This is a genomic window from Streptomyces paromomycinus (genome assembly GCF_003865155.1).
Lineage (GTDB): Bacteria > Actinomycetota > Actinomycetes > Streptomycetales > Streptomycetaceae > Streptomyces > Streptomyces chrestomyceticus.
On sequence record NZ_BHZD01000001.1, the window covers coordinates 6,643,743 to 6,664,471 of the forward strand.

At 72.3% G+C, this 20,729-nt stretch carries 20 protein-coding genes; 7 read left to right on the forward strand and 13 right to left on the reverse strand.

Annotated features, from left to right (window positions below):
* Positions 1-76 precede the first annotated feature (76 nt).
* Positions 77-544, forward strand: coding sequence for an ATP-binding protein (locus OEIGOIKO_RS28445; protein WP_125056378.1), 468 nt, complete (start codon positions 77-79; stop codon positions 542-544).
* Here the strand turns inward: OEIGOIKO_RS28445 and OEIGOIKO_RS28450 are convergent.
* On the reverse strand, positions 486-1,157 hold the full coding sequence (locus tag OEIGOIKO_RS28450) for a dioxygenase family protein (protein ID WP_125056380.1): 672 nt from the start codon (positions 1,155-1,157) through the stop codon (positions 486-488). The two genes, OEIGOIKO_RS28445 and OEIGOIKO_RS28450, sit on opposite strands and share 59 nt — an antisense overlap.
* A 254-nt stretch (positions 1,158-1,411) precedes the next feature.
* Here OEIGOIKO_RS28450 and OEIGOIKO_RS28455 point away from each other — a divergent pair, with 254 nt between their 5' ends.
* Positions 1,412-1,972: an RICIN domain-containing protein gene (locus tag OEIGOIKO_RS28455; RefSeq protein WP_125056382.1), complete on the forward strand. Its 561-nt coding sequence runs from the start codon at positions 1,412-1,414 to the stop codon at positions 1,970-1,972.
* A 30-nt stretch (positions 1,973-2,002) separates the two neighbouring features.
* Here OEIGOIKO_RS28455 and OEIGOIKO_RS41855 read toward each other — a convergent pair whose 3' ends face one another.
* Positions 2,003-2,167: a hypothetical protein gene (locus OEIGOIKO_RS41855; protein ID WP_170251887.1), complete on the reverse strand. Its 165-nt coding sequence runs from the start codon at positions 2,165-2,167 to the stop codon at positions 2,003-2,005.
* Positions 2,168-2,306: 139 nt separating this feature from the next.
* Positions 2,307-4,205, reverse strand: a complete 1,899-nt coding sequence (locus tag OEIGOIKO_RS28460; protein WP_125056384.1) for an APC family permease — start codon at positions 4,203-4,205, stop codon at positions 2,307-2,309.
* A gap of 354 nt (positions 4,206-4,559) precedes the next feature.
* Between OEIGOIKO_RS28460 and OEIGOIKO_RS28465 the strand changes: the two genes are divergently transcribed.
* On the forward strand, positions 4,560-5,120 hold the full coding sequence (locus tag OEIGOIKO_RS28465) for a hypothetical protein (protein ID WP_246177568.1): 561 nt from the start codon (positions 4,560-4,562) through the stop codon (positions 5,118-5,120).
* Positions 5,121-5,142: 22 nt separating this feature from the next.
* Here OEIGOIKO_RS28465 and OEIGOIKO_RS28470 read toward each other — a convergent pair whose 3' ends face one another.
* The 9 genes from OEIGOIKO_RS28470 to OEIGOIKO_RS28510 all read right to left on the reverse strand — a co-directional run bounded on the left by OEIGOIKO_RS28470 (position 5,143) and on the right by OEIGOIKO_RS28510 (position 16,343).
* Positions 5,143-5,652: an RDD family protein gene (locus OEIGOIKO_RS28470; protein WP_125056386.1), complete on the reverse strand. Its 510-nt coding sequence runs from the start codon at positions 5,650-5,652 to the stop codon at positions 5,143-5,145.
* A 32-nt stretch (positions 5,653-5,684) separates the two neighbouring features.
* On the reverse strand, positions 5,685-5,873 hold the full coding sequence (locus tag OEIGOIKO_RS28475; RefSeq protein ID WP_125059070.1) for a DUF1737 domain-containing protein: 189 nt from the start codon (positions 5,871-5,873) through the stop codon (positions 5,685-5,687).
* A 32-nt stretch (positions 5,874-5,905) separates the two neighbouring features.
* A complete protein-coding gene (locus tag OEIGOIKO_RS28480) occupies positions 5,906-6,844 on the reverse strand; it encodes an oxidoreductase (RefSeq protein ID WP_125056388.1) in 939 nt (312 codons plus the stop codon).
* A 112-nt stretch (positions 6,845-6,956) separates the two neighbouring features.
* Positions 6,957-7,316 carry a nitrite reductase small subunit NirD gene (gene nirD / locus OEIGOIKO_RS28485; RefSeq protein WP_125056389.1) on the reverse strand — a complete coding sequence of 120 codons (360 nt, stop codon included), beginning with the start codon at positions 7,314-7,316 and terminating at the stop codon, positions 6,957-6,959.
* On the reverse strand, positions 7,313-9,946 hold the full coding sequence (gene nirB / locus OEIGOIKO_RS28490; protein ID WP_125056391.1) for a nitrite reductase large subunit NirB: 2,634 nt from the start codon (positions 9,944-9,946) through the stop codon (positions 7,313-7,315). The genes nirD and nirB overlap by 4 nt, the downstream gene beginning before the upstream one ends.
* A 2-nt stretch (positions 9,947-9,948) precedes the next feature.
* The gene (locus OEIGOIKO_RS28495) at positions 9,949-11,331 is read right to left on the reverse strand and encodes an NAD(P)/FAD-dependent oxidoreductase (RefSeq protein WP_174857230.1); all 1,383 of its coding nucleotides are present in this window, start codon (positions 11,329-11,331) and stop codon (positions 9,949-9,951) included.
* 251 nt (positions 11,332-11,582) lie between these two features.
* Entirely contained in the window at positions 11,583-13,607 is a 2,025-nt protein-coding gene (locus OEIGOIKO_RS28500) for a glycoside hydrolase (protein ID WP_125056392.1), read from the reverse strand.
* Positions 13,608-13,903: 296 nt separating this feature from the next.
* A complete protein-coding gene (locus tag OEIGOIKO_RS28505) occupies positions 13,904-14,677 on the reverse strand; it encodes an ETX/MTX2 family pore-forming toxin (protein ID WP_125056394.1) in 774 nt (257 codons plus the stop codon).
* 379 nt (positions 14,678-15,056) lie between these two features.
* Positions 15,057-16,343 carry a low temperature requirement protein A gene (locus OEIGOIKO_RS28510; protein ID WP_125056395.1) on the reverse strand — a complete coding sequence of 429 codons (1,287 nt, stop codon included), beginning with the start codon at positions 16,341-16,343 and terminating at the stop codon, positions 15,057-15,059.
* Between the two features lie 357 nt (positions 16,344-16,700).
* On the opposite strand from OEIGOIKO_RS28510, the gene fes reads away from it, so the two are divergent.
* The 3 genes from fes to OEIGOIKO_RS28525 all read left to right on the forward strand — a co-directional run bounded on the left by fes (position 16,701) and on the right by OEIGOIKO_RS28525 (position 19,589).
* Complete coding sequence (gene fes / locus OEIGOIKO_RS28515; protein ID WP_125056397.1) at positions 16,701-18,257, forward strand: enterochelin esterase; 1,557 nt, start codon at positions 16,701-16,703, stop codon at positions 18,255-18,257.
* Positions 18,254-18,595, forward strand: coding sequence for a hypothetical protein (locus OEIGOIKO_RS28520; protein WP_125056398.1), 342 nt, complete (start codon positions 18,254-18,256; stop codon positions 18,593-18,595). Before fes ends, OEIGOIKO_RS28520 begins: the two co-directional genes overlap by 4 nt.
* Positions 18,596-18,803: 208 nt before the next feature.
* The gene (locus OEIGOIKO_RS28525) at positions 18,804-19,589 is read left to right on the forward strand and encodes a sulfite exporter TauE/SafE family protein (RefSeq protein WP_125056400.1); all 786 of its coding nucleotides are present in this window, start codon (positions 18,804-18,806) and stop codon (positions 19,587-19,589) included.
* 70 nt (positions 19,590-19,659) lie between these two features.
* Here OEIGOIKO_RS28525 and OEIGOIKO_RS28530 read toward each other — a convergent pair whose 3' ends face one another.
* The gene (locus OEIGOIKO_RS28530; RefSeq protein WP_031002012.1) at positions 19,660-19,992 is read right to left on the reverse strand and encodes a cupin domain-containing protein; all 333 of its coding nucleotides are present in this window, start codon (positions 19,990-19,992) and stop codon (positions 19,660-19,662) included.
* A 335-nt stretch (positions 19,993-20,327) separates the two neighbouring features.
* Between OEIGOIKO_RS28530 and cutA the strand changes: the two genes are divergently transcribed.
* Positions 20,328-20,624 (forward strand): divalent-cation tolerance protein CutA, encoded by a 297-nt coding sequence (gene cutA, locus OEIGOIKO_RS28535; protein WP_031002013.1) that lies wholly within the window; start codon positions 20,328-20,330, stop codon positions 20,622-20,624.
* Positions 20,625-20,729 lie beyond the last annotated feature (105 nt).

Genomic DNA, 20,729 nt, shown 5'->3' on the forward strand with positions numbered 1-20,729 from the left:
AACGAACGAACTGCTCGCGCGGCCGCATCAGTTGGCGCAAGGGTGCGCGCTGCTCGTAACCCGGAGGTGGCCGTCGATGATCTCTCCGCATGACCCCACAGGAACCGTCCTCTACGAGGACCTGCTCGACTACTCGCCGTTCCCCAAGAGCGTGCGGCTCGCGCGGTACCGGCTGGCCCGGCTGCTGTGGGAGTGGGGGTACGGGCATCTCGTGGACGAGGCCGAGTTGCTGGTGTCCGAGCTGCTGACGAACGCGATCACGCATGGCCGGGTGCCCGGGCGGCTCGTGCGCGTGCATCTGACGGTGGGGAAGGAAGTGCTACGGCTGGCGGTCAGTGATGCGCGTGGGGAAGCGTGGCCGCACGTGCGGGAGCCGGGGGACGACAGCCCCGGCGGGCTCGGGCTGGTGCTCGTGCAGGAGGTGGCCGTGCGGTGGGGGGTGCGGGAGCGGCAGGTCGGCAAGACGGTGTGGTGCGAGCTGGACGTCAGGCGGGAGCGACCATCGGTGCGGGGCCGCCGAGGACGATGTTCCAGTGGTAGGTGAGGGAGGCCGGGCGGTCCGGTAGCAGGGGTGTTGGGGTGTAGGTGGCGGTCAGGCGTCGGCGGGCGGTCGCGTCCGGGGCCGCGTGGAGTACCGAGTCGTGGGCCAGGAGCGGGTCGCCCTCGAAGTACATCTGGGTGACCAGGCGTTGGGTGAACGCGCGGCCGAAGAGGGAGAAGTGCAGGTGGGCGGCGCGCCAGGCGTGGTCGGGGGTGCCGAGCGGGTACGGGCCCGGCTTGATCGTGGTGAAGGTGTAGCGGCCCTCGGTGTCGGTCAGGGCGCGGCCCGCGCCGGTGAAGTGGGGGTCCAGCGGGGCGTCGTGCCGGTCGCCCTGGTGCGCGTAGCGGCCGGCGGCGTTGGCCTGCCAGAGTTCGAGGAGTTGGTGGGGGATCGGGTGACCCTGGTTGTCCAGGAGGCGGCCGGTGACGGTGATGCGTTCGCCGATGGGGGCGCCCAGGTGGTGGCGGGTGAGGTCGCTGTCCAGGGGCGCCACGTCCCGGTGGCCGAAGACCGGCCCGTACGACTCGGCGCTCTCCGGGTCGGCGGGGAGGAGGAACGGCGGCCGGGTGGGCCGGCGTAGGGGGAAACCCCGGTAGGGGGTGGGTGAGGTCGGCATGGGGTCGTTGTCGCACGTGGCGGCGGGGTGGGCAAGGGCGGGAACGGGCCCCGGGAGCAGGCGGGCGCGCGGTGTGCGGTCCGGGGCTCCGGCGTGCGCCCCGTGACACGTCGGCGTGCGGCGGGCGTTGTTCATATCAGCTGTGTCTACGCGCGTACACGATGAGTACTTCCGGTCGTCGGCATATGCGGGCGTCCGTTGCCTCGGGCGCGGGCATGCCCGTAGAGACCGTCCCACCAGGAGAAAGGCGCAGCATGTACCCCAACACCCTGGACACCTTCGTCGCCTCCGTGAAGCACCAGCGGGAGCTGATGATCATCCACCGGGTCACCGGCGGATACCTCACCCACAACGGTGACCTCCAGATCGAGACCGACCCCGTCGAAAACATCGACAACAAGCGGCACCTGTGGGTGGTCCACCTGGTGGGCTACTACAAGAACAACACGATCTACAGCTTCGAGAACAAGCGGGAGGGCAAGCGGCTGGCGGTCAACCCGGGCAACCTCCGGGACGGCATGCGCTTCACGGACCCCCAGGACCCCAAGGCCCCGAACAACAAGGAGCTGGAGGCGCAGCGGTTCTACGTGCTGCCGATGTGCAACGGCGGGTATTCCATCGTGCCGTTCCTCGGCTCGGACCTGGCGCTGATGCCGATGGGCAACCGGCCCGGCCCCGGCTGCGACCGGCCGCTGCCCCACTGGGGCGGGCAGTCCTCGGACAACGGCGGGCACGACTTCGTCCGGGCGCCGGACCAGCCCGAGCGGGAGGACCCGACGGAGCAGGAGCTCCAGCCGCCCGGTTCCGGGAAGTGAGGCGCGGTGCCTGGCGGGGACGACGGAGCGCTACCGGCGCCGGGCCCGCCACACCACGGTCACGGTGACGATCGCGCTGCACGTCGAGAAGGCGCCGAGCCCGATGTTCCATCCGTCACCGCGCCAGAGGCCGATGGCCGTCACGGCGAGCGCGCAGAGCAGCGAGAGGATGGCGAGGATGCGTCCGAGAAGCATGAACAACGGGTCCTGACAGCAGGGTTCGGCGGTGCCCCACCGGTTTGCGCTCCCACGCCCACCGGTTTGCGACCCCGCGACCCTAACAGCGACCCCGGCCCGCCACCCGTGCCTCGCCCCGCCCGCCGGCCCCCGCCGGCTACGCCGTCACCCGGAACCGCAGTCGGCAAATCGTCGCGTCCGTCGTGCGGCGCACCGCGTGGGCGACGACCGCGCCGCGCTGGTTCTGGAGGAGGCGTTGCCACAGGTGGGCCGGTTCGACCTCGGGGATCAGGACGGTGACCCGGGTACGGGGGTGCCGGTCGGCGAGTTCGCGTACGTACGCGGCGATCGGGCGGCCGACGGTGCGGGTGGCGGAGGGAAGTTCGAGGAGGTCGACGCCGGGGTTCCACAGTTCCCAGTCGCGGCGCAGGGACTCCGCCGTACGCCGGTCCTCGGGCGCGGCGTACGTGACGGTGACGGCCACCACCTCGTCGCCGAGCGAGACGGCGGCGTTCAGGGCCTCGCAGGTGAGCTTGGAGAGATGGGAGACGGGGACGACGACGAGGGAGCGGTCGCGGTGCGGCGGTTCGGGGATACGGCCCAGGTGCAGGCGGTCCGCGATCCTGCCGTACGCCCGGTGGACCGCCTCGAAGGCGAGGACGAGCAGCGGCAGCGCGACGACGATGAGCCAGGCGCCCTCGGTGAACTTCGTCGCGGTGACGACGACGGCCGAGACACCGGTCAGCAGCGCGCCGAAGCCGTTGAGCGCGGCCTTGCCGTGCCAGCCGGGAGAACGTTCCTGCCGCCAGTGGCGGACCATGCCGACCTGGCAGATGGTGAAGCCGACGAAGACGCCGATGGCGAAGAGCGGTACGAGGGTGTTCACGTCGCCGCCGGAGAAGCCGAGGAGCACGGCGGCGACGGCGGCCAGCGCGAGGACGCCGTGCCGGTGCACCTGCCGGTCGGCCTTGAGGCCGAAGACGTGCGGCAGGTAGTTGTCGCGGGCCAGCAGGCCCATCAGGACCGGCAGCCCGCCGAAGCTGGTGTTGGCGGCGAGGGCGAGCAGCACCATCGTCGCGAACTGCACAACGTAGAAAGCCCAGTTGTGGCCGAGTGACGCGTCCGCGAGCTGCGCGAGGACGGTGACGCCTTCGACCGGCTGGAGGTGGAAGCGCCCGATGAGCACCGAGAGGCCGATCAGCATCACGCCGAGCAGGGCTCCCAGGGCGACCTCGGTGCGCTGCGCGCGCTTGGCGGCGGGCGCGCGGAAGGACGGTACGGCGTTGGCGACCGCCTCGACTCCCGTCAGGGCCGAACACCCGGCGGCGAACGCCTTGAGCAGGAGCAGCGCGCCGACCGAGGTCGCGTTGTCCGCCAGGACGGAGGCGTGACCGGCTGCGGACGCCGTGGAGGCGGGCGCATCCCGGAACAGGCCGGCCGCGACGACGGTGAGGATCGACCCCACGAAGACGGCGGTGGGCAGGATGAAAGCTTTCGCCGAGTCGACGATGCCGCGCAGGTTCACCGCGGTCACCAGCAGGAGCACGCCCAGGCACAGCCAGAGCCGCTGGCCGTAGAGGGCGGGGAAGGCGGAGGTGAGCGCGGCGACGCCGGCCGTCACCGACACGGCGACGTTCAGCACGTAGTCGAGGAGGAGGGAGGCCGCGGCGGCCAGGGCCGTACGGCGGCCGAGGTGCGCCTTGGCGACGGCGTACGAACCGCCGCCGTTCGGGAAGGCCGCGATCACCTGCCGGTACGAGGCGACCAGGACGGCGAGCAGGGCGGCGATGCAGAGGGTCACCGGGAGGGTGAAGCCGAGGCCGTACGCCCCGGCGGCGGCCAGGATCAGGACGACGGACTCGGGCCCGTACGCGACGGAGGCCATCGCGTCGAGGGAGAGAGCGGCGAGGCCCTGGACGGAGGTGAGACGGTGCCGGGCGTCCGGGTCGGGCGCGGGAACAGCGGGGCCGGGAGCGGGGGTGGGGGCGGAACCGGAAGGGGACGGGCCGGTCACCCGGTCCGTGGTCCGGCCCGTGGATTTCCACACCATCGACATCGTTCGCCGTACCTCCGTGCGCTGCGGGAAGAGAACCCCGGTGACGGGGCCAGCCCAGCGTGAGTGCCGGTTCGTACGGGCGCGCCGGTTCTTGGCGTGGCTTTGGCGGGTGATCCGGCCTTCTTCACGCCTTCTTGATGCCCGGCGGGCGTGTCCCGATGCGGATGGGTGGCCGGGGCACCGGTTGGCCGGGACACCGGGTGGCGCGGGCACCGGCAGGCGGGCGGTGTACGGCGGGGGTCGCGTTGTCAGCGGTGCGTCAAGCAGCCGCGACGCGCCGTCAGTGTCGCGTCAATGTCCCGGCGGCGTACGCGCCACGGGCCTACCGTCACGGCCATGGAACGGAGAGGCGGTGTGACGCGCGATGGACGGCATACGCGAAGGAGGTACGCCCTTCCACCCCCGGTGCACGGCCCGGCGGCGTACCGCGACCGCCGGTGGACGGCCGAACTGCGCACGACGGCCTGCGGCACGGCCGGCGTCCTGTGCCTCATGCTCGGCGTCGACCTCGCCTGCCGCACCCTCGACCCGTTGCGCGCCGCCTGCTGGACGGCCCTCACGGTGGTGCTCTTCGCGGCGCTCTTCCCGGCACGGGTGACGGCCGGCGCGGGATGGATCGCCGTACGCGGGCTGCTGCGCGAGCGCCGGGTCCGTACCGACCTGCTGGTCCTCGTCCACCGCAGCGACGGGATGGCGCCCCGGCTCGTGCTGCGCGACGCGGTGGGTGACCGTGTCGAACTGGATCCCAAGATCCTCACCGCCGACCCGGCCCTCTGGCACCTCCTCGACACCGGCGCCCGGCTGTCCCGGGAGCGCGGGCTGCTGCGGTCGGGGAGCGAGGTGCTGCGGGTGCTGGGCGAGCGCGTCGACCGGGACGGGGCCCGGAAGGTCTTCGAGGTTTCGGGGTTGGAGTGACCGGCCGCACGGCCATGGGTGGTTACACGAACAGCAGGTCGCGGCGGCGCACCATGCGTACGCCGCACAGGTCCTCCGGGTCGTCCGCACCGTCGAAGACCGCCGTGATCAGCCACAGCACGAGGAATCCGTAACCGGCCAGCCAGCGCTTGACCAGCCGGGGGAGACGGGGCCGGGTGCCGGTCTTCTCCAGGATCACCCGCGTCCTGACCAGGAACTTGCCCACGCTCGCACCGAGCATCCTCGTCAGCACCACATGGTTGAGGAACGACACCCCGAGCCCGCACCCGATCGCCACCGCCCAGAACGCGCCGAACGGGCGGTCGCCGCCCACCCGGACGCCCAGGGACAGCACACCGAGCAGGCCGGTGAGCAGCACGCTGTCGATGACGATCGCGGTGAGGCGGCGGAGGTCACCGGCGGGTTCGGGGATGTCGGGGAGGCGGTAAACGGAGGTTTGGTGGGGGTACGTGTGGGGCGCGTAGGGGTTGGTGGGGGCCGGGGCGGGCTGGGCGTGACGCTCGTCGTACATGGGAGCGGATCTTGCCACGGCCGCCGAGGCCGCTACGAACGCGCCGCCTGGGACTCTTGCGCCCCGCCCGGCCAGAGCAGCGCCTGGGCGACGATCACGTGCCCGCCGTTGCTGGTCACGGCGGGCCCGCCGTGCAGCTCGTAGCCGAGGGCGAGCATCTCGCTCACCCGGTGGCAGAACGTGGCGTCGTCCGGGCCGGTCAGGACGCGGTAGACGGGCATGCCGTCCGGCGGGGTGCTGGAAGAAGTGGCGTTCACCGGGCAGCACCGCCGAAGTCGTACCGTACGCCCGTCAGCTCCTCCGACGCTTCCCACAGCCGCGCCGACGTCTCGTCGTTGCGCGTCCACGGGGCGCGGGGGGACGGCGCGGTCGCGCCGCGCAGGCCGGTGCGCGGGCCGAGGAAGGCGTCCGACTTCATGTGCGGGGCGGTGGCGGCGCACAGCGTCGGCAGGGCGCCGGACTCGGCGGGCTGGCCGACGATGCGGTTGGCCAGCGCCACGACGCGCTCGGCGCCCGTACGGCCCTCCATCCGTACGCCGGCGGTCTGCAGGTTGGTGTCGGCGTACCCGGGGTGCGCCGCGACGGCCAGTACCTGCGAACCGGCGCGCGCCAGGCGGCGCGACAGCTCGTGGACGAAGAGCAGGTTGGCGCTCTTGGAACGGCCGTAGGCGATCCAGCGGCGGTAGCCGCGCTCGCTGTTGAGGTCGTCCAGGTCGACGTTGCTCAGCATGTGGAAGCCGCTGGAGACGGTGACGACGCGCGCCCCGGGCGTGGCCAGCAGCTTGGGCAGGAGGAGGCCGGTGAGCGCGAAGTGGCCGAGGTGGTTGGTCCCGAACTGCATCTCGAATCCGTCGGCGGTACGGCGGTGCGGGAGCGCCATCACACCGGCGTTGTTGACGAGGAGATCGAGACGGTCGCCGTCGAAGTCGTCCAGGCCCGCCGCGAAGGCGCGTACGGACGCCAGGTCGGCCAGGTCGAGCTGCCGGAACTCGGCCTCGGCGGCCGGTACTTCGGAGCGCAGCCGGGCGAGCGCGGCGTGCCCGCGTGCCTCGTTGCGGCAGGCCAGTACGGTACGGGCGCCACGGCGGGCCAGCTCGCGCGCGGTGATGTAGCCGATGCCGCTGTTTGCACCGGTGACGACGGCCGAGCGGCCCGTCTGGTCGGGGATGTGGCTCGTGGTCCAACGGGTCACGCCTGCTGCGCTCCTTCGTCGGGGCGTCGGGGGCACCAGCCTACGCCCGGCCCGGCGGGGATACTCCCAGGCCGGGTGGGGCGAGGAGCGCAGGAGACCGGGCGTGGGGAAGCTAGCTCCCGATCTCCCGCACCCGGTAGACGGGCACCGACACCGCCGGATCGTCCAGGCAGGCGCCCGTCTCCAGGTCGAAGCGCTGCTTGAGGAGGGGCGAGGCGACGAACGGGCGGCCGTCCGCCGTGCCGGTCAGGCCGCGGGACAGCACGTACGCACCTGTGAACGGGTCACGGTTGCCGATGGCGTACGGGCGTCCCGCGCGGTCCATGAACAGCGCCACCTGCCCGCCGTCGGGAAGGAGGGCGGCGACACCCCGGCCGGGGACGAGGGCGGAGGGGGCGCAGACCGGGAACCAGGTGCGGTCCGAGTGCCGGTCCGAGTGCCGGCCCGGGGGGAGTTCGACGGCGAGAGTCATCGGGTGGCGGTCCCTTCCAGGGTGCGGGTGCGGGGCAGGGCGTCGGAAGCGGTGCGGACCGGCAGCGTCGCCCCGGCCAGCAGTTGCAGGTCCGGCTTGATCTGGTCGCGCTCCGGGACGAAGCGGACGGCCGGGTCGGGGGCGTCCGGCGCGTTGACGAAGGAGACGAACCGGGCGAGGCGTTCCGGGTCGGCGAGGGTGTCGGCCCACTCGTCGCGGTAGGCCGTCACATGCGCGGCCATCAGGGCCTCCAGCTCGTCACAGAGGCCGAGCGAGTCGTGCACGACCACGTCCCGTACGTGGTCGAGGCCGCCCTCGATGCGCTCCAGCCAGGCGGAGGTGCGCTCCAGGCGGTCGGCGGTGCGGATGTAGAACATCAGGAAGCGGTCGACGATACGGACCAGTTCGGCGTCGGAGAGGTCCTGGGCGAGCAGGTCGGCGTGGCGCGGGTCGGCGCCGCCGTTGCCGCCGACGTAGAGGTTCCAGCCGTTGGAGGTGGCGATGACGCCGAAGTCCTTGCCGCGCGCCTCGGCGCACTCGCGCGCACAGCCGGAGACCGCCGACTTGAGTTTGTGCGGGGAGCGCAGGCCCCGGTAGCGCAGCTCCAGGTCGATGGCCATCCGGACGGAGTCCTGGACGCCGTAGCGGCACCAGGTCTGCCCGACGCACGACTTCACGGTGCGCAGCGCCTTGCCGTACGCGTGTCCGGACTCGAACCCGGCGTCCACCAGGCGGGCCCAGATGCGCGGGAGCTGGTCGACGCGGGCGCCGAAGAGGTCGATGCGCTGGCCGCCGGTGATCTTCGTGTAGAGGCCGAAGTCGCGGGCCACCTCGCCGATGACGATCAGCTTCTCCGGGGTGATCTCGCCGCCGGGGATGCGCGGGACGACCGAGTAGGAGCCGTTGCGCTGGAGGTTGGCGAGGAAGTGGTCGTTGGTGTCCTGGAGGGCGGACTGCTCGCCGTCCAGGACGTAGCCGTCGGCGCCGACCGTGGGAGCGAGGCTGGCGATGATCGAGGCGACGGTCGGTTTGCAGGTCTCGCAGCCGTCGCCGCCGCGTGCCTCCGCCCGGCCGTGGCCGTCCAGCAGTGCGGCGTACGAGGTGAGGTGGCGGGTGCGGACGATCTCGTACAGTTCGGCGCGGGTGTGCGGGAAGCAGCCGCACAGGCCCTGGTCGACGGCCACGCCGCCGGCCGCCAGCTCGTCGTTGACCAGCGTCGTCAGCGCCTTGACGCAACTGCCGCAGCCGGTGCCCGCCCTGGTGCACTTCTTCACCTCGGGCACGGTGGTGCAGGAGTGCTCGGAGACCGCGGTGCGGATGGTGCCCTTGGTGACGTTGTGGCAGTTGCAGATCACCGCGTCGTCGGGGAGCGCGGCGGGGCCGAGGGCGCCGGCGGGTGCGCCGGTGCCCGCGGGCAGCACGAGCTGTTCCGGGGCGACCGGCGGCACGGTGCCGGTGAGCGGGCGCAGCAGCCCGTACGACTCGGCGTCGCCGACCAGCACACCGCCGAGGAGTGCGCCGTCCGCGCCGACGACCAGCTTCTTGTAGACGCCGGAACGGGAGTCGGCGTACACGACGTCGAGGCAGCCCGGAGTGGTGCCGTGCGCGTCCCCGAAGGAAGCCACGTCCACGCCGAGGAGCTTGAGCTTGGTGGAGGTGTCGGCGCCGGCGAAGGCGGGCACGTCCGGATCACCGGCGATCGCGGCGGCCGCCGTCTCTGCCATCTCGTAACCGGGCGCCACCAGGCCGTACACCCTGCCGTCCGCGGCCAGCGCGCACTCGCCGATCGCGTACACGGCCGGGTCGCCGGTACGGCACCGCTCGTCCACGACGATGCCGCCGCGCTCGCCCACCGGCAGCCCACAGTCGCGGGCGAGCTGGTCGCGCGGGCGCACCCCGGCCGAGAAGACCACCAGGTCGGTATCGACGCGCGAGCCGTCGGACAGTTCCATGGCCTGCACGGCCCCGTCCGCACCCGTGACGACCTCCTTGCCGCCGACGCCCGTATGGACGCTCAGGCCCATCTCCTCCACGGTCCGGCGCAGCGCGCTGCCGCCGCCCTCGTCCACCTGGACGGCCATCAGCCGCGGCTGGAACTCCACGATGTGGGTGCGCAGCCCGAGTCCCTTGAGGGCGCCGGCCGCCTCCAGGCCGAGCAGGCCGCCGCCGACGACCGTGCCGGTGCGGGAGTTCTTGGCGTACTCCTCGATGGCGAGCAGGTCCTCGACGGTCCGGTAGACGAAGCAGCCGGTGCTGTCCGCGCCGGGCACCGGCGGCACGAACGGGTACGAGCCGGTGGCCAGCACCAGCGTGTCGTAGGGGACCGTCAGGCCGGAACGGGCGGTGACGGTGCGCGTGGCGCGGTCGACGGCGGTGGCCGGGTCGCCGAGGTGCAGTTCGATGCCGTGCCGGGCCATGAACCCGGGGTCGGTGAGGGACAGCTCGTCCGGCGTGCGGCCCGCGAAGTACGAGGTGAGCTGGACCCGGTCGTAGGCGGGCCGGGGCTCCTCGCAGAGCACCACGACCCGGGACCGGCGGGTCACCCCGCGGTCGGCGAGGGCTTCGAGGAACCGCTGGCCGACCATGCCGTGGCCGATGAGCACGAGGGTGGGAACGGCGGTTGCGGCCATCGTCAGGAGCCTCCGTCGGGGGTGGGGCGGTCGGTGGTGAGCAGGTGCAGAAGGGGGGCGTCGGGCAGCGGGTCGTCGGCCTCCCAGGTACGGGCGAGGGTGCCGACGGCACCGAGGTCGCCGAGGAGGATGCCGCCGACCAGGCGGTCACCGCGGACGATGACCTTGCGGTAGGCGCTGCGGGTGGCGTCGGACAGGCGGATCACGTCGTCGCCGGGGCGGGGGGAAGGGGTGCCGAAGGCGGCGAGGTCGAGGGGGGTGCTTTGCGCGCCGGAGTTCGGTCCGAGGTACACGCCGGAGTCCGCGCCGGAGCCTGGGCCGGGGTTCGCGCCGGAGTTCGGGCCGGGGTTCGTGCCGGGGCGCGCGCCGGAGTTCGGGCCTGGGTTCGGGCCGGTGAGGGTGAGACGGGTGAGGGCGCGGGTGCCTCGGTAACGGGCGGCGGCCTCCTCCGAGAGGAGCCGCGCCAGCAGGTCCGCCTGTTCGAGGGCGGCGCCCGCCAGCCCGTACACCACACCGTCGTGCTGCGCACAGTCGCCGATCGCGTGAATGCGGGGATCGGCCGTCCGCAGCTCGTCGTCGACGACGATGCCGCGGTCCACCGGCAGTCCGGCGGCTCGCGCGAGTCCGGTGCGCGGCCGTACCCCGCAGGCGAGGACGACCACGTCGGCGTCGGGCACGTAACCGTCCGCGAGTTCCACACCGCGTACGGAACCGTCCTCGACGCGCAGCCCGCGCACCCGGCACTTGGTGTGGACCTCCACGCCCAGCGCCTCGATGTGCGCGCGCAGCAGGGCCGCGGCACCGGCGTCCAACTGCCGCTCCATCAGGTGCTCACCCTGCTGCGCGAGCAGCACCGGCACCCCGCGTTCGGCCAGCGCCCGGGCCGCGGACACACCGAGCAGCCCGCCGCCGATCACCACGGCGCGCGCCCCCGGCCGGGCGGCGGCCGCGGCGAGCGCCGTGCAGTCGTCCAGGGTGCGGAAGGGGTGGACGCCGTCGGGAAGGTCGTCGTGGCCGGGCGGGAAGAGGCCGCGCAGCGGTGGCAGCACCGGGTTGGAGCCGGTCGCGAGGACGAGCCGGTCGTACGGCACGGCCTGCCCGTCGTCGCACAGCACCGTACGGGCCGCCCGGTCGATCCGCACCGCCCGCACCCCGCCCAGCCACCGCACACCGTCGTGCGGGGCGGGCAGCGCGATGACCTCGGGCGCGTACCGGCCGGCCAGCACCTCGGCGAGCAGGACACGGTTGTACGGCGCGTGCGGCTCCTCACCGAGGACGGTGAGCGCCGGACCGCCGGCACCGGCCGGACGGAGGCGCTGCGCGAGCCGGGCGGCCGCCATGCCGCCGCCGATCACCACCACACGCACACGCTGTTGCGAGGTCATGTCCGCCAGCGTGCGGTCCGGCTGTTACCCGTCCGCATCTGCGTTGTTACCCGCGGGGAACGCTGCCCTCAGCGTGGGGGAGGCCGGGGTGTGAGGACCGGCGTCGTAGGTTGATGCCGGTACCGCCGGGAGCGGGGCTACGGCGCTGTGCCGGGCAGCGGTGACAGCATCCATGAGGCGGCCGTGAGGCGGCCGTGAGGCGGCCGTGAGGCGGGGCGGGGCGCCTGGGAGCGCCCCGCCCCGTCACCACGTCAGCCCGCGGCCTTCGCCGGGCACAGGCGCCGCGGCTGCTTGTCGCCACGCAGCTCGGCGTCGACGCAGCCGGCGGGCAGCCCGGCGTACGGGACCGTGCCGAAGTTGGCGGTGACGGTGAGCTTGCCGTTGCCGAACTCCGTACGCTGCACGAGGTTGTCGTCGGTCAGTCGGCGGAACGAGGTCAGCCTCTCGGTGCCCGCCGCCTTGTGCAGCGGCGCGAAGTACTGCTGCAACGCTGCCAGTTCCGGACCGGACTTCTTGATGGACGGGCCGTCGAGCACGTAGTTCAGCGGGATGTTGTAGAGCATCGCCAGCAGCGCGCGGTCGGTCTTCTGCTTCGGCAGCTTGTCGTACGACAGCTCCCACCGCTCGGCGTTGACGAGTGAGCTGTGCAGCGCGGTCTCGTACAGCGGTATCCGGTAGGCCGGGTCGTACATCGCCTTCGCCAGGTCGGCCGGCAGGTCCACCGGCTTGAAGAACGTCTTGGGGGCGTTCTGCGGGTACCAGCCGCCCCAGGTCTCCTTGTCTCGCTGGAGCTTCCACAGGCCGTCCGCGACCGGTGTGGCCGCCCCGTGATCGAAGGCCAGCACCTGGTTGGCCCAGGACTGGGCGCTCTCCGAGCCCAGGACGAGCTTCTTGTCCTCGGCCAGGCGCCGCATCCGGGCCAGCCGGTTCGCGCGGTCGTCCGCCTTGGTCATCGGGTGGGCGGCGCTGTGGTCGCGGAACTCCTCGCCGGTCGCGTCGACGTCGAGGAAGTAGCTGCCGGCGCCGTTGGCGGTCATGGCGCGGGTGCGGTCGGCGAGGTAGTGGTGCTCCGGCTCGGCCTGTTCGAAGGCGCGCGAGCTGAGGTAACAGCCGCGGTCGCCGAAGCCGGTCTCCGGCTTGCCCCGGGCGTCCCGTACGCAGAAGTCCGGGTAGACCGTGCCGGGCCACTTGGAGGTGGGGGAGTCGGCGGTCTTCGGATCCTGGCCGTTGGCGAACGTGTCGTACGGGCCGACGAGGTAGCCCGCCTTCTTCGCCGCCTTGACGGCCTCGGCGTCCATCGGGTCGGCCCCGGCGTCGTAACCGAGCCACATCCGGTCCACGCCCAGCTTCCGCAGTCGCTCGACGCCGCCGGCCTTGCGCGCGTCGCCCCACACGTACGCGTGGAAGGCGCCGAGCAGCCGCCCGTTCGCCGGATTCTTGCGGATCTTCTCGCGCAGGCTGCCGAGCTGTCCGTGCTCGGAGAGCCAGGAGCGGTAGTCGGCGCCGGGCGCGACAGGGTTTCCGTCGGTGAGGGCGAAGGTGACGGTGTAGTCGCGGGTGCCGTCGCCGCCGTTGAAGTCGTGGGTGGTGGAGGTGCGCAGCTGCCCGCCGTCGGAGCGGAACTGCAGTGCGGTGCCTATGTCGGTGGGGGTGAGGTAGCTGACGCCACGCCCCTTGCCCAGGGAGTAGCCCCACAGCGGCAGTTCGAGCTGGCCGCCCATGTCGATCGCGTCGCCCGTGAGACCGGCCTTCGCGGAGTTCCAGAACGTGTCGCGTACGGGGATGTCCAGGCCCTCGCCGCGCGGCAGCTGCACGGACGACGCGGCCCGGTCGGTGCCGGTCACCGGCCAGGTAAGCGAGCCGTCACGGTCCGCCTTCATGCTGACCCGCAGCCGCCCGTGGTCGGCGCGCGCGGTCACCGTCAGGCCCTTGTCCGGGTAGCTCCAGCGGGCACCGCCGTCGGTGCGTTCGACCGGGCCGGGCTTGCCGAGGGCGGAGCCGGACGGGGCGGACAGGGCCAGGCTCCTGCCGTCCGCCGCACGGGCGTTGACGGCCAGGGTGCCGGTGTCGACGGTGGCCGTGCCGCCCCGTACGGGAATGTCGACATGCCGCCCTTCGACGGTCCCGGCCACGGCCTGGCCGCTGCACCCGGAGGCGCCGACGGTGGCCGTGGCCGTCAGCGCGAGGGAGACGGCGAGCACGCGCGTGCCGGTGCGGGTGCGGGGTCGGGCGCCGGGGCGCGGGCTGCCGCCGGTTGGGGCGATCTTGGAATCCATGGACACGTGGATAGTGCGCGGGGTTAAGAACTCTCTAAGAAGTCCTTCGCGACAGCTGGGTGACGGCACCATGGCGGCCGCCGGTGAGGGGCAACCGCAACGGGGTGCCCTGGGCACCGGTCGCTTACACGGTCCCGGCGCGGGCCGGACTGTCGGCGTGGGCCGACCCCCTCGACACTGGCCGACGCGCAACCATGAGGTGCCGCGTCCGCCGCCACATCACGTGGCGAAACCGGCAATCGACCGCCCGCGCCTACGCGCCGTCATCGACAGGGCGGACGTTGCTCGATCCGGTACTAGGCCCCGAATGTCCGCGACTCGTATTGCGTCCAGGACGCTTCCTGTCCGCCGTCGGAGTCGTCGCAGCTCTCGTCGGTCGCCTTGGTATGCGACTGCTTCTTGATGCAGCTCTCGGTATATACACTCCTGCTGGTCATTCCGTATTTTCCTGTCATGGTGCCCTCTACCCGGGCGATGACGGTGTCGGAAGCGGTCACCACATACCCGGTAAGGTCGACGGGGTCACCGTATCCCCCGTTGTCGTTGTACCACTTGAGATCGTGGAAAATATCGCCGATGGCCATGAACCACATCCGGTGGTGAGGGTCGTTCTTGTCCAGCGGGACCTCTTGGTCGAACTGGACGACGGCGGCGCCTTTCAGTTTGACGGATGCGCTGAAAGGAATCTTGATCGACTGCTCATTGATGGACTGGGTGGCGGTCACCTTCCGCCGCGCGGGAACTGTCACCGGGGAGGAGAATTCCCATTCGCGCTCCTGCGTCGTGGTCGAGGTGTGTTCTGCGCTGAAGCTGATCTCGCCGCTCCACTTCACCGCACCCTCGGCGATGAGTGGCAGGTCGACCTTGCCCGACACCTCAACGCCGATCTTGAATCCACCGCCCAGCTTCCACGAATAGGTGTCCGTGGTTTTCGTCTTGAAGGTAGCGGTCTGTGTCTGAACATTTGACGTATCGTTGACGAGCTCCTGGTGGTCCAGGATTTCCCAGGCGTTCCCTATGTCCTGCTGCGGGTAGTGATAGTCGACCGCTACATCGTCGATTTTCCTCAGCTCGTCGGCGGCGTGCTTGCTTAATTGGTCGCTCTTGGAGTGGTCCCAGTTGGTCGCGTAGGATCAGCTGAAGCTTCCCTTGCCCTTGTTGTAGTACGCGATGGTCCGCTCGGCCCACTTCCGTACGATCTCGTCAAGAGAGAGGGGGGCATTTTCAACTCCCGGACTGAAGGACTGTGTTGATCTTCTGGCACGCTGTCACTGCCCTGGTCGATCAGCTGTAAAACCCTCGGTCCGAAGGGTGTCTCATTGAATGAGGACAGCGGAGCCTCGCCCTGCCGACAGCGGTCGGCCGGCCGCCGTGCGGGGAGGAGGCGGTGGAGGGCTTCGCTTCGGTGGCGGGCGCGCGGCGTCCCGTCCGTGCTCGGCCGGCGGGTGGTCAGTGATCCTGCGCGGCGATGTCTTTCAGCATGTGCTCCTGATGCCGGTGGCCGACGGTTTCGTAGCCGATCACGGTGACGAAGGGGGCGAGCATGACGATGAGCAGGCAGACCGCGACGGCGACGCCGGCCGCGGCGAGCAGTACGGCGGCGGCGAGTACGGCGAGGGTGAGGCCGATGAGCAGCAGGTGGAAGCGGTCTGCGGTGGAGAGCAGCAGGGTGTGCAGGGCATAGATCGTCATCAGGTAGAGGCCGACGGGGAGGGCCAGGGCCAGGACGGTGGCGGTGTCGCTGGTCCTGGAGTGGTGTTCCAGGTGCAGTCCGGCCACGTGGAGCCCGGCGCCGGCGCCGGCGATGCCGATGAAGAGGGGGATGTGTCCGTGGCCGAAGAGGTATCCGCGGTCGCGGCGGTGGGTGAGGATGTCGCCGAAGGGAGTGACGAAGTACACCCACCACATGCCGAAGGTGAGTCCGACGCCGGCGATGACGACGGCGACGGCGTTCGCGCTCCACCGAGTGCCGTCCGCGCCGCCGAGAAGTTCGCCGGACGAGGCGATGGTGCCGACGACTCCTTCGCCGAGGGTGATGATGGCGAACAGGCTGTACCGCTCGGCGACATGGTGGGGGTGCCAGGGGGTTCCCCCCGCGCGGCCCTGGGCGAGCAGCGGTACCAGCAGTTCCAGGGCTCCGAGCACCAGGAACGAGGCGAACACGACGGCGAGCGGCAGCCGGGTGAAGGCGACCACGATCCAGCCGGCCTGGGCGACCACGGTCCAGCGGATGTTGGCCATCCCGACGTCGTGGAACGGGGGAGACTCCCGGGCCGCGCGCCACCACTGCGCCACCATCGCGATCCGCATCACGACGTAGCCGATCACCATGGTCCGCAGTGCGAGATGGCCGCCCGCTTCGACGGAGTGGAACATCGCCGGAAGGCCGAGTGCGAACACCACGACACCGATCATCTGCACCATCGTCAGGGCGCGGTAGAGCCAGTCGTCGGTGGCGAAGGCGGAGGCGAACCAGCTGAAGCTGAGCCAGGCGATGCTGATGGCGAACATCGCCATCACGAACGCGGTGATCGCTTGGGCGGTGTGGCCGTCGGCGAGCATTTCGGCGAACTGGGTCGCCGTGGTGCCGACGGCGACGACGAACGTCAGGTCGAAGAGCAGTTCCAGTGGTGAGGCGGCCCGGTGGTGTTCCTCCGGGTCGCGGCCGGTCATCGGCACCAGGCGGTGCGACAACACGCTCCTGCCGGGTGCGCTGGTCGGTTCGGAGTGGCTCATGCGCCGCATGATGCCCGATGCGGCAGGGCTGACCGGTCGGCGCCGCGCGGGGCCGACCGCGGCGAAGGCGGGGTGGTGGGAGGGGAGCGGGGAGACACACCGACGACCTGCACGACGCCTTCCTTCAGCTCTCCGCCTGCCCGAACCTTGCCCGCGGAGCATTCTGAAAGGACTCCTGAGAGCCCAGGTGGCGGCCCTGATCCGCGGTTTCCGTGGGTGTTGTCCCGGCGATCGATGTGCGATTAGGTTAGGCTTACCTAAGTCGAGGTCGGGGCGTGCTGCGTACGGCTTCGGCCGAAGTCATCTGTGCCCGCGCCGGAGCGCCGGGCGGGAAGCGGGTTGTCGATGGGAGCGTCGATGAAGACATCGGTGGGCACGTCGACGGGCGCGGTCGGGGCAGCCCTGCCGGGTGCCGCGACGGGTACGGCGACGGGGGCGGTACGGGGGACGGTGCCGGGCGCACCTTCCGGCGGGTGCGGCGGACCGGCGGGAACGGGGGCGGCGGAAGCCGTACCCGCCGGCCCGCCGCACACGTCGCGCCCGGCACCGGCCGAGATCGTGGACAGCCCGCGGATCGTCGCGCTGGCCGCCTCCGTCGCGGGCGGACGCGACGCCGCCGTACGCGAGTTCTGGGCCGAGGCCGAGGCGCAGGGCACCCCGCTCGTCGAGCCGCTCCCCTGGGACCCCGAGCACCGGGCCGTCACCTTCCTGTGGCGCGGCACGGACCGGACCCGCCGGGTCCTCCTGCTGGTCAACCGCCTCGTGGACCGCTCGCACCTCGCGGGCAGCCTGATGCGCCGGATCCACGGCACCGACGTCTGGCACCTCACCTACCGGCTGCCCTCCGACCACCGCGGCTCGTACGTCATCGCGCCCGACACGGGGGCGGAGGGCGGCCGGGGCCATACGGGGGAGGTGTCCGTGGCGATGCAGGAGGTGTCAGCCCTGCCGTCCGCGCCGGACTCCGAGCCCGCGGACGACTTCCAGGCCCGGCTGCTCCCGCTGCTCGCCGCCGCCCGGCCCGACCCGCTCAACCCGCACGTCATGCCGTCCCGTTGGCGCGGCGAGGGCGGCTCGGTCTTCGAGCTGCCGGACGCCCCGCCGCAGCGGTGGCGGCCGTGGGCCCCGGCTGCCGGACCGGACGAGGGCATGGGCCGGGGCACGGTGGAACGGCACCGGCTGACCAGTGCCGCCCTCGCCGCCCGCCGCGACGTCTGGACGTACCTACCGCCGGGGCCGCTCCCGGACGGCGGAGCCGACACGCTGGTGCTGCTGGACGGGGACATGTGGTTCGGGCGGCTCGGCGTGCAGGGCCTCTTCGACCGGCTGATCGCGGACGGCGTGCTGCCGCCGCTGGTCGTGCTGGCGCCGGACGCCGTGGACAACGCCACCCGCGCCCGAGAGTTCGGCGGCCGGCAGGCGTACACGAACTTCCTCGCCGCCGAACTGCTGCCCTGGGCGGCGGCGCGGCTGCCGGTGACGTTCGACCCGTCGCGCACGGTGGTCGCGGGCGAAAGTCTGGGCGGACTCACCGCGCTGTACGCCGGATTCGCGGCGCCGCGCCGGTTCGGCAACGTGCTGGCCCAGTCGCCCGCGCTGTGGTGGCGGCCCGAGGGGGCGGGGCCCGTGAACGGGACGGACGCCGCGGAACGGCCTTCCTGGCTGGCGGAACGGTTCGCCACGGGAGGCCGCCGTGAGCTGCGGACGCACCTGCGGGCGGGCCGGTACGAGGGGGACGCGCGCACCCGCTCCCGGGAACTGCGCGACACGCTGCGTGTCCTCGGCCATCCCGTCACGTACAGGGAGTACAACGGCGGTCATGACCACGCCTGCTGGGCGGGCGGACTGGCGGAAGGACTGGCGGACCTGCTGGGCCGGCCGGACACCGACGCCGGAACACCGGGGCCCGCATGAAGCCCCGCACGCCGCGCCTCGCGTACTACGTCCTGAAGTCCCGCGCGTACCACGCGATCCTGCGCACGCCCCGCTTCCGTACGGCCAGGTCGGCGGACCCGGCAGCCCCGGCGGCCACGGAACGCCGTCCGGACCGCCCGAAACGCGTCACGACGGACCGTGCGCACCGGCTCGCCCCGGACCGCGCGCAACAGCCGCTCGCCGACCGTCCGCAGCGGCCCGCCAAGGACCGTCCGCAACGTTCCGCCAAGGACCGCCCGCAGCGGTTCCCCAAGGACCGCCCGCAGCGGTCCGCCCCTGACCGTCCTCACCGGCGTACCAAGGCCCTCGCCGGATGACGGACGCGGCGCCCCGCCCCACCAGTGCCGGGGCGGGGCGCCCCTGATACGGACGGGTGGTGGGCGGCGGTCACGGGCCGCCCATCGCCCGCCCATCACCCGTGCACCGCACGCCCCTTGCGCGGTTCCCGCGCCTCCTCGCGCGCCACTTCTGTGACTCCTGCCACGCGGCCCCCTCCCGTCCCGCCCGGCTCCTTAAGATCGCCCGGTGCCCGCAGACATATCTCTGACGACGACTCTCCTGCTGTGCCTGGCCGCCCTGGCGGCGGGCTGGATCGACGCCGTCGTGGGCGGCGGCGGTCTGCTGCTCCTGCCGGCCCTGCTCGTCGGCCTCCCGCACACACCCGCCGCGTACGTCCTGGGGACCAACAAGTCCACGGCCGTCGTCGGCACCGCCGCCGCGGCCTGGACCTACGTACGCAAGGCCCCGATCGACCTGCGCACCGCCCTGCGCATCGGACTGGCCGCACTCGGCGGCTCACTGGGCGGCGCGTTCTTCGCGGCGGGCATCGACAGCGAGGTGCTGCGCCCGCTGATCATGGCCGTCCTGGTGGGCGTGCTGGCGTTCGTCCTGCTCCGCCCGGCCTTCGGCACCGCACCGCCGCCCTCGGGGCCCGTCACCTGGCGGCGCCTCCTGCTCGCGCTCCTGGTGGCGGGCCTGGGCATCGGCTTCTACGACGGCCTCATCGGCCCCGGCACCGGCGCCTTCCTCGTCGTCGCGCTGGCCGCGATCCTGCACATGGACCTGGTGACGTCCTCGGCCACCGCCAAGGTCGTCAACGTGTGCACCAACATCGGCGCCCTGGCCATGTTCGCCTACCAGGGCACGGTCCTGTGGCAACTGGGCGCGCTGCTCGCGGCGTTCAACTTCGTCGGCGGGACGGTCGGCGCGCGCATGGCCCTCAAGCGGGGCGCCGGGTTCGTGCGCGGGGTGCTGGTCGTGGTCGTCGTGTCGCTGCTGTGCAAGCTGGCCTTCGACCAGTGGCTGGCCTGAGGGCCCGGCCGGTGGCCGGCCCGGGGATTCGGCGGTGACCGGCCCGAGGGCCGGTCGTGGCCGGTTCCCGTCAGTTCATGGACTTCGTCGCGGTGACGGCGGTCAGCAGGACGGCGGAGTCCTGGAGGGCTTTCAGTCCGTGCCGCTCGTGGGGCACCGGCACGACCTGCCCGGCGATCAGGTCCCGGTCGTCGCTCGTGCCGGTCAGCCGCACCCGCCCGTGCAGCACCTGGAGACTGGCGGCCGGCGGTGTGACGTGCTCGTCCAGGGCGGCGCCCTCGATGAGCGCGATCACGGTCTGCCGGAGCGGGCCGTCCTGGAGGAAGAGGTGGGCGCTGCGCCCGTGAGCGGAGGCCCTGGCGTCGTCGAGCTGGCGACGGGTGAGCGAGCTGAGGTCGTCCATGACGCGGCCTTTCGATCGGGATCCATCGAGTGTCCACGGCGCCGGGGCCGGCACCGGTGCCGGTACTGGTACCCGGATCGCCTCCGCCCACCGCACCGCCGTGCCTCCCGGACCATCCTGACGGGTGGCCGGTCGGCTGCCGAATGGCCGGTGGCCGCCACGACGGCCGGTGTCCGGCCGCCGGGTGATCACCGGGGTCCGTACGATGCGTGGACCTGATCAGCGACCCAGTGCCCGAAGGAGGCGTCCGGATGCGAGACGAACCGGCGGAACACGGCGGGCGGCCGGAATCCGCCGCGGCGGCGGACGGCGGCCCGGCCGGCTTCCTGACCGTCATGACGACGACCGACAGTGCCGAGAAGGCGGAGGCGCTGGCGCGCGGCGCGGTGGAGGCGCGGGTGGCGGCGTGTGCCCAGATCAGCGCGCCCGTCACGTCCGTGTACCGGTGGGAGCAGGCGATCGAGACGGCACAGGAGTGGCAGGTGCTGTTCAAGACGGCGGCCGCGCGGTACGAGGCACTGGAGACGTACCTCGTCGCGGCGCACGACTACGACACGCCGGAGATCATCGCCACGCCCGTCACGCGGGGCGGGGCCGGCTATCTCGCGTGGGTCGCGGAGGAGACGAGCTGACGTGGGACGGCGAGCCGAGGAGGTACGGGGGCCCGAGGCGCGGGGATCCGAGGTACGGAGACCGGCGGGGCGGCGCGGGCGCCGGGGCGGGTGGCCGGTCCGCGG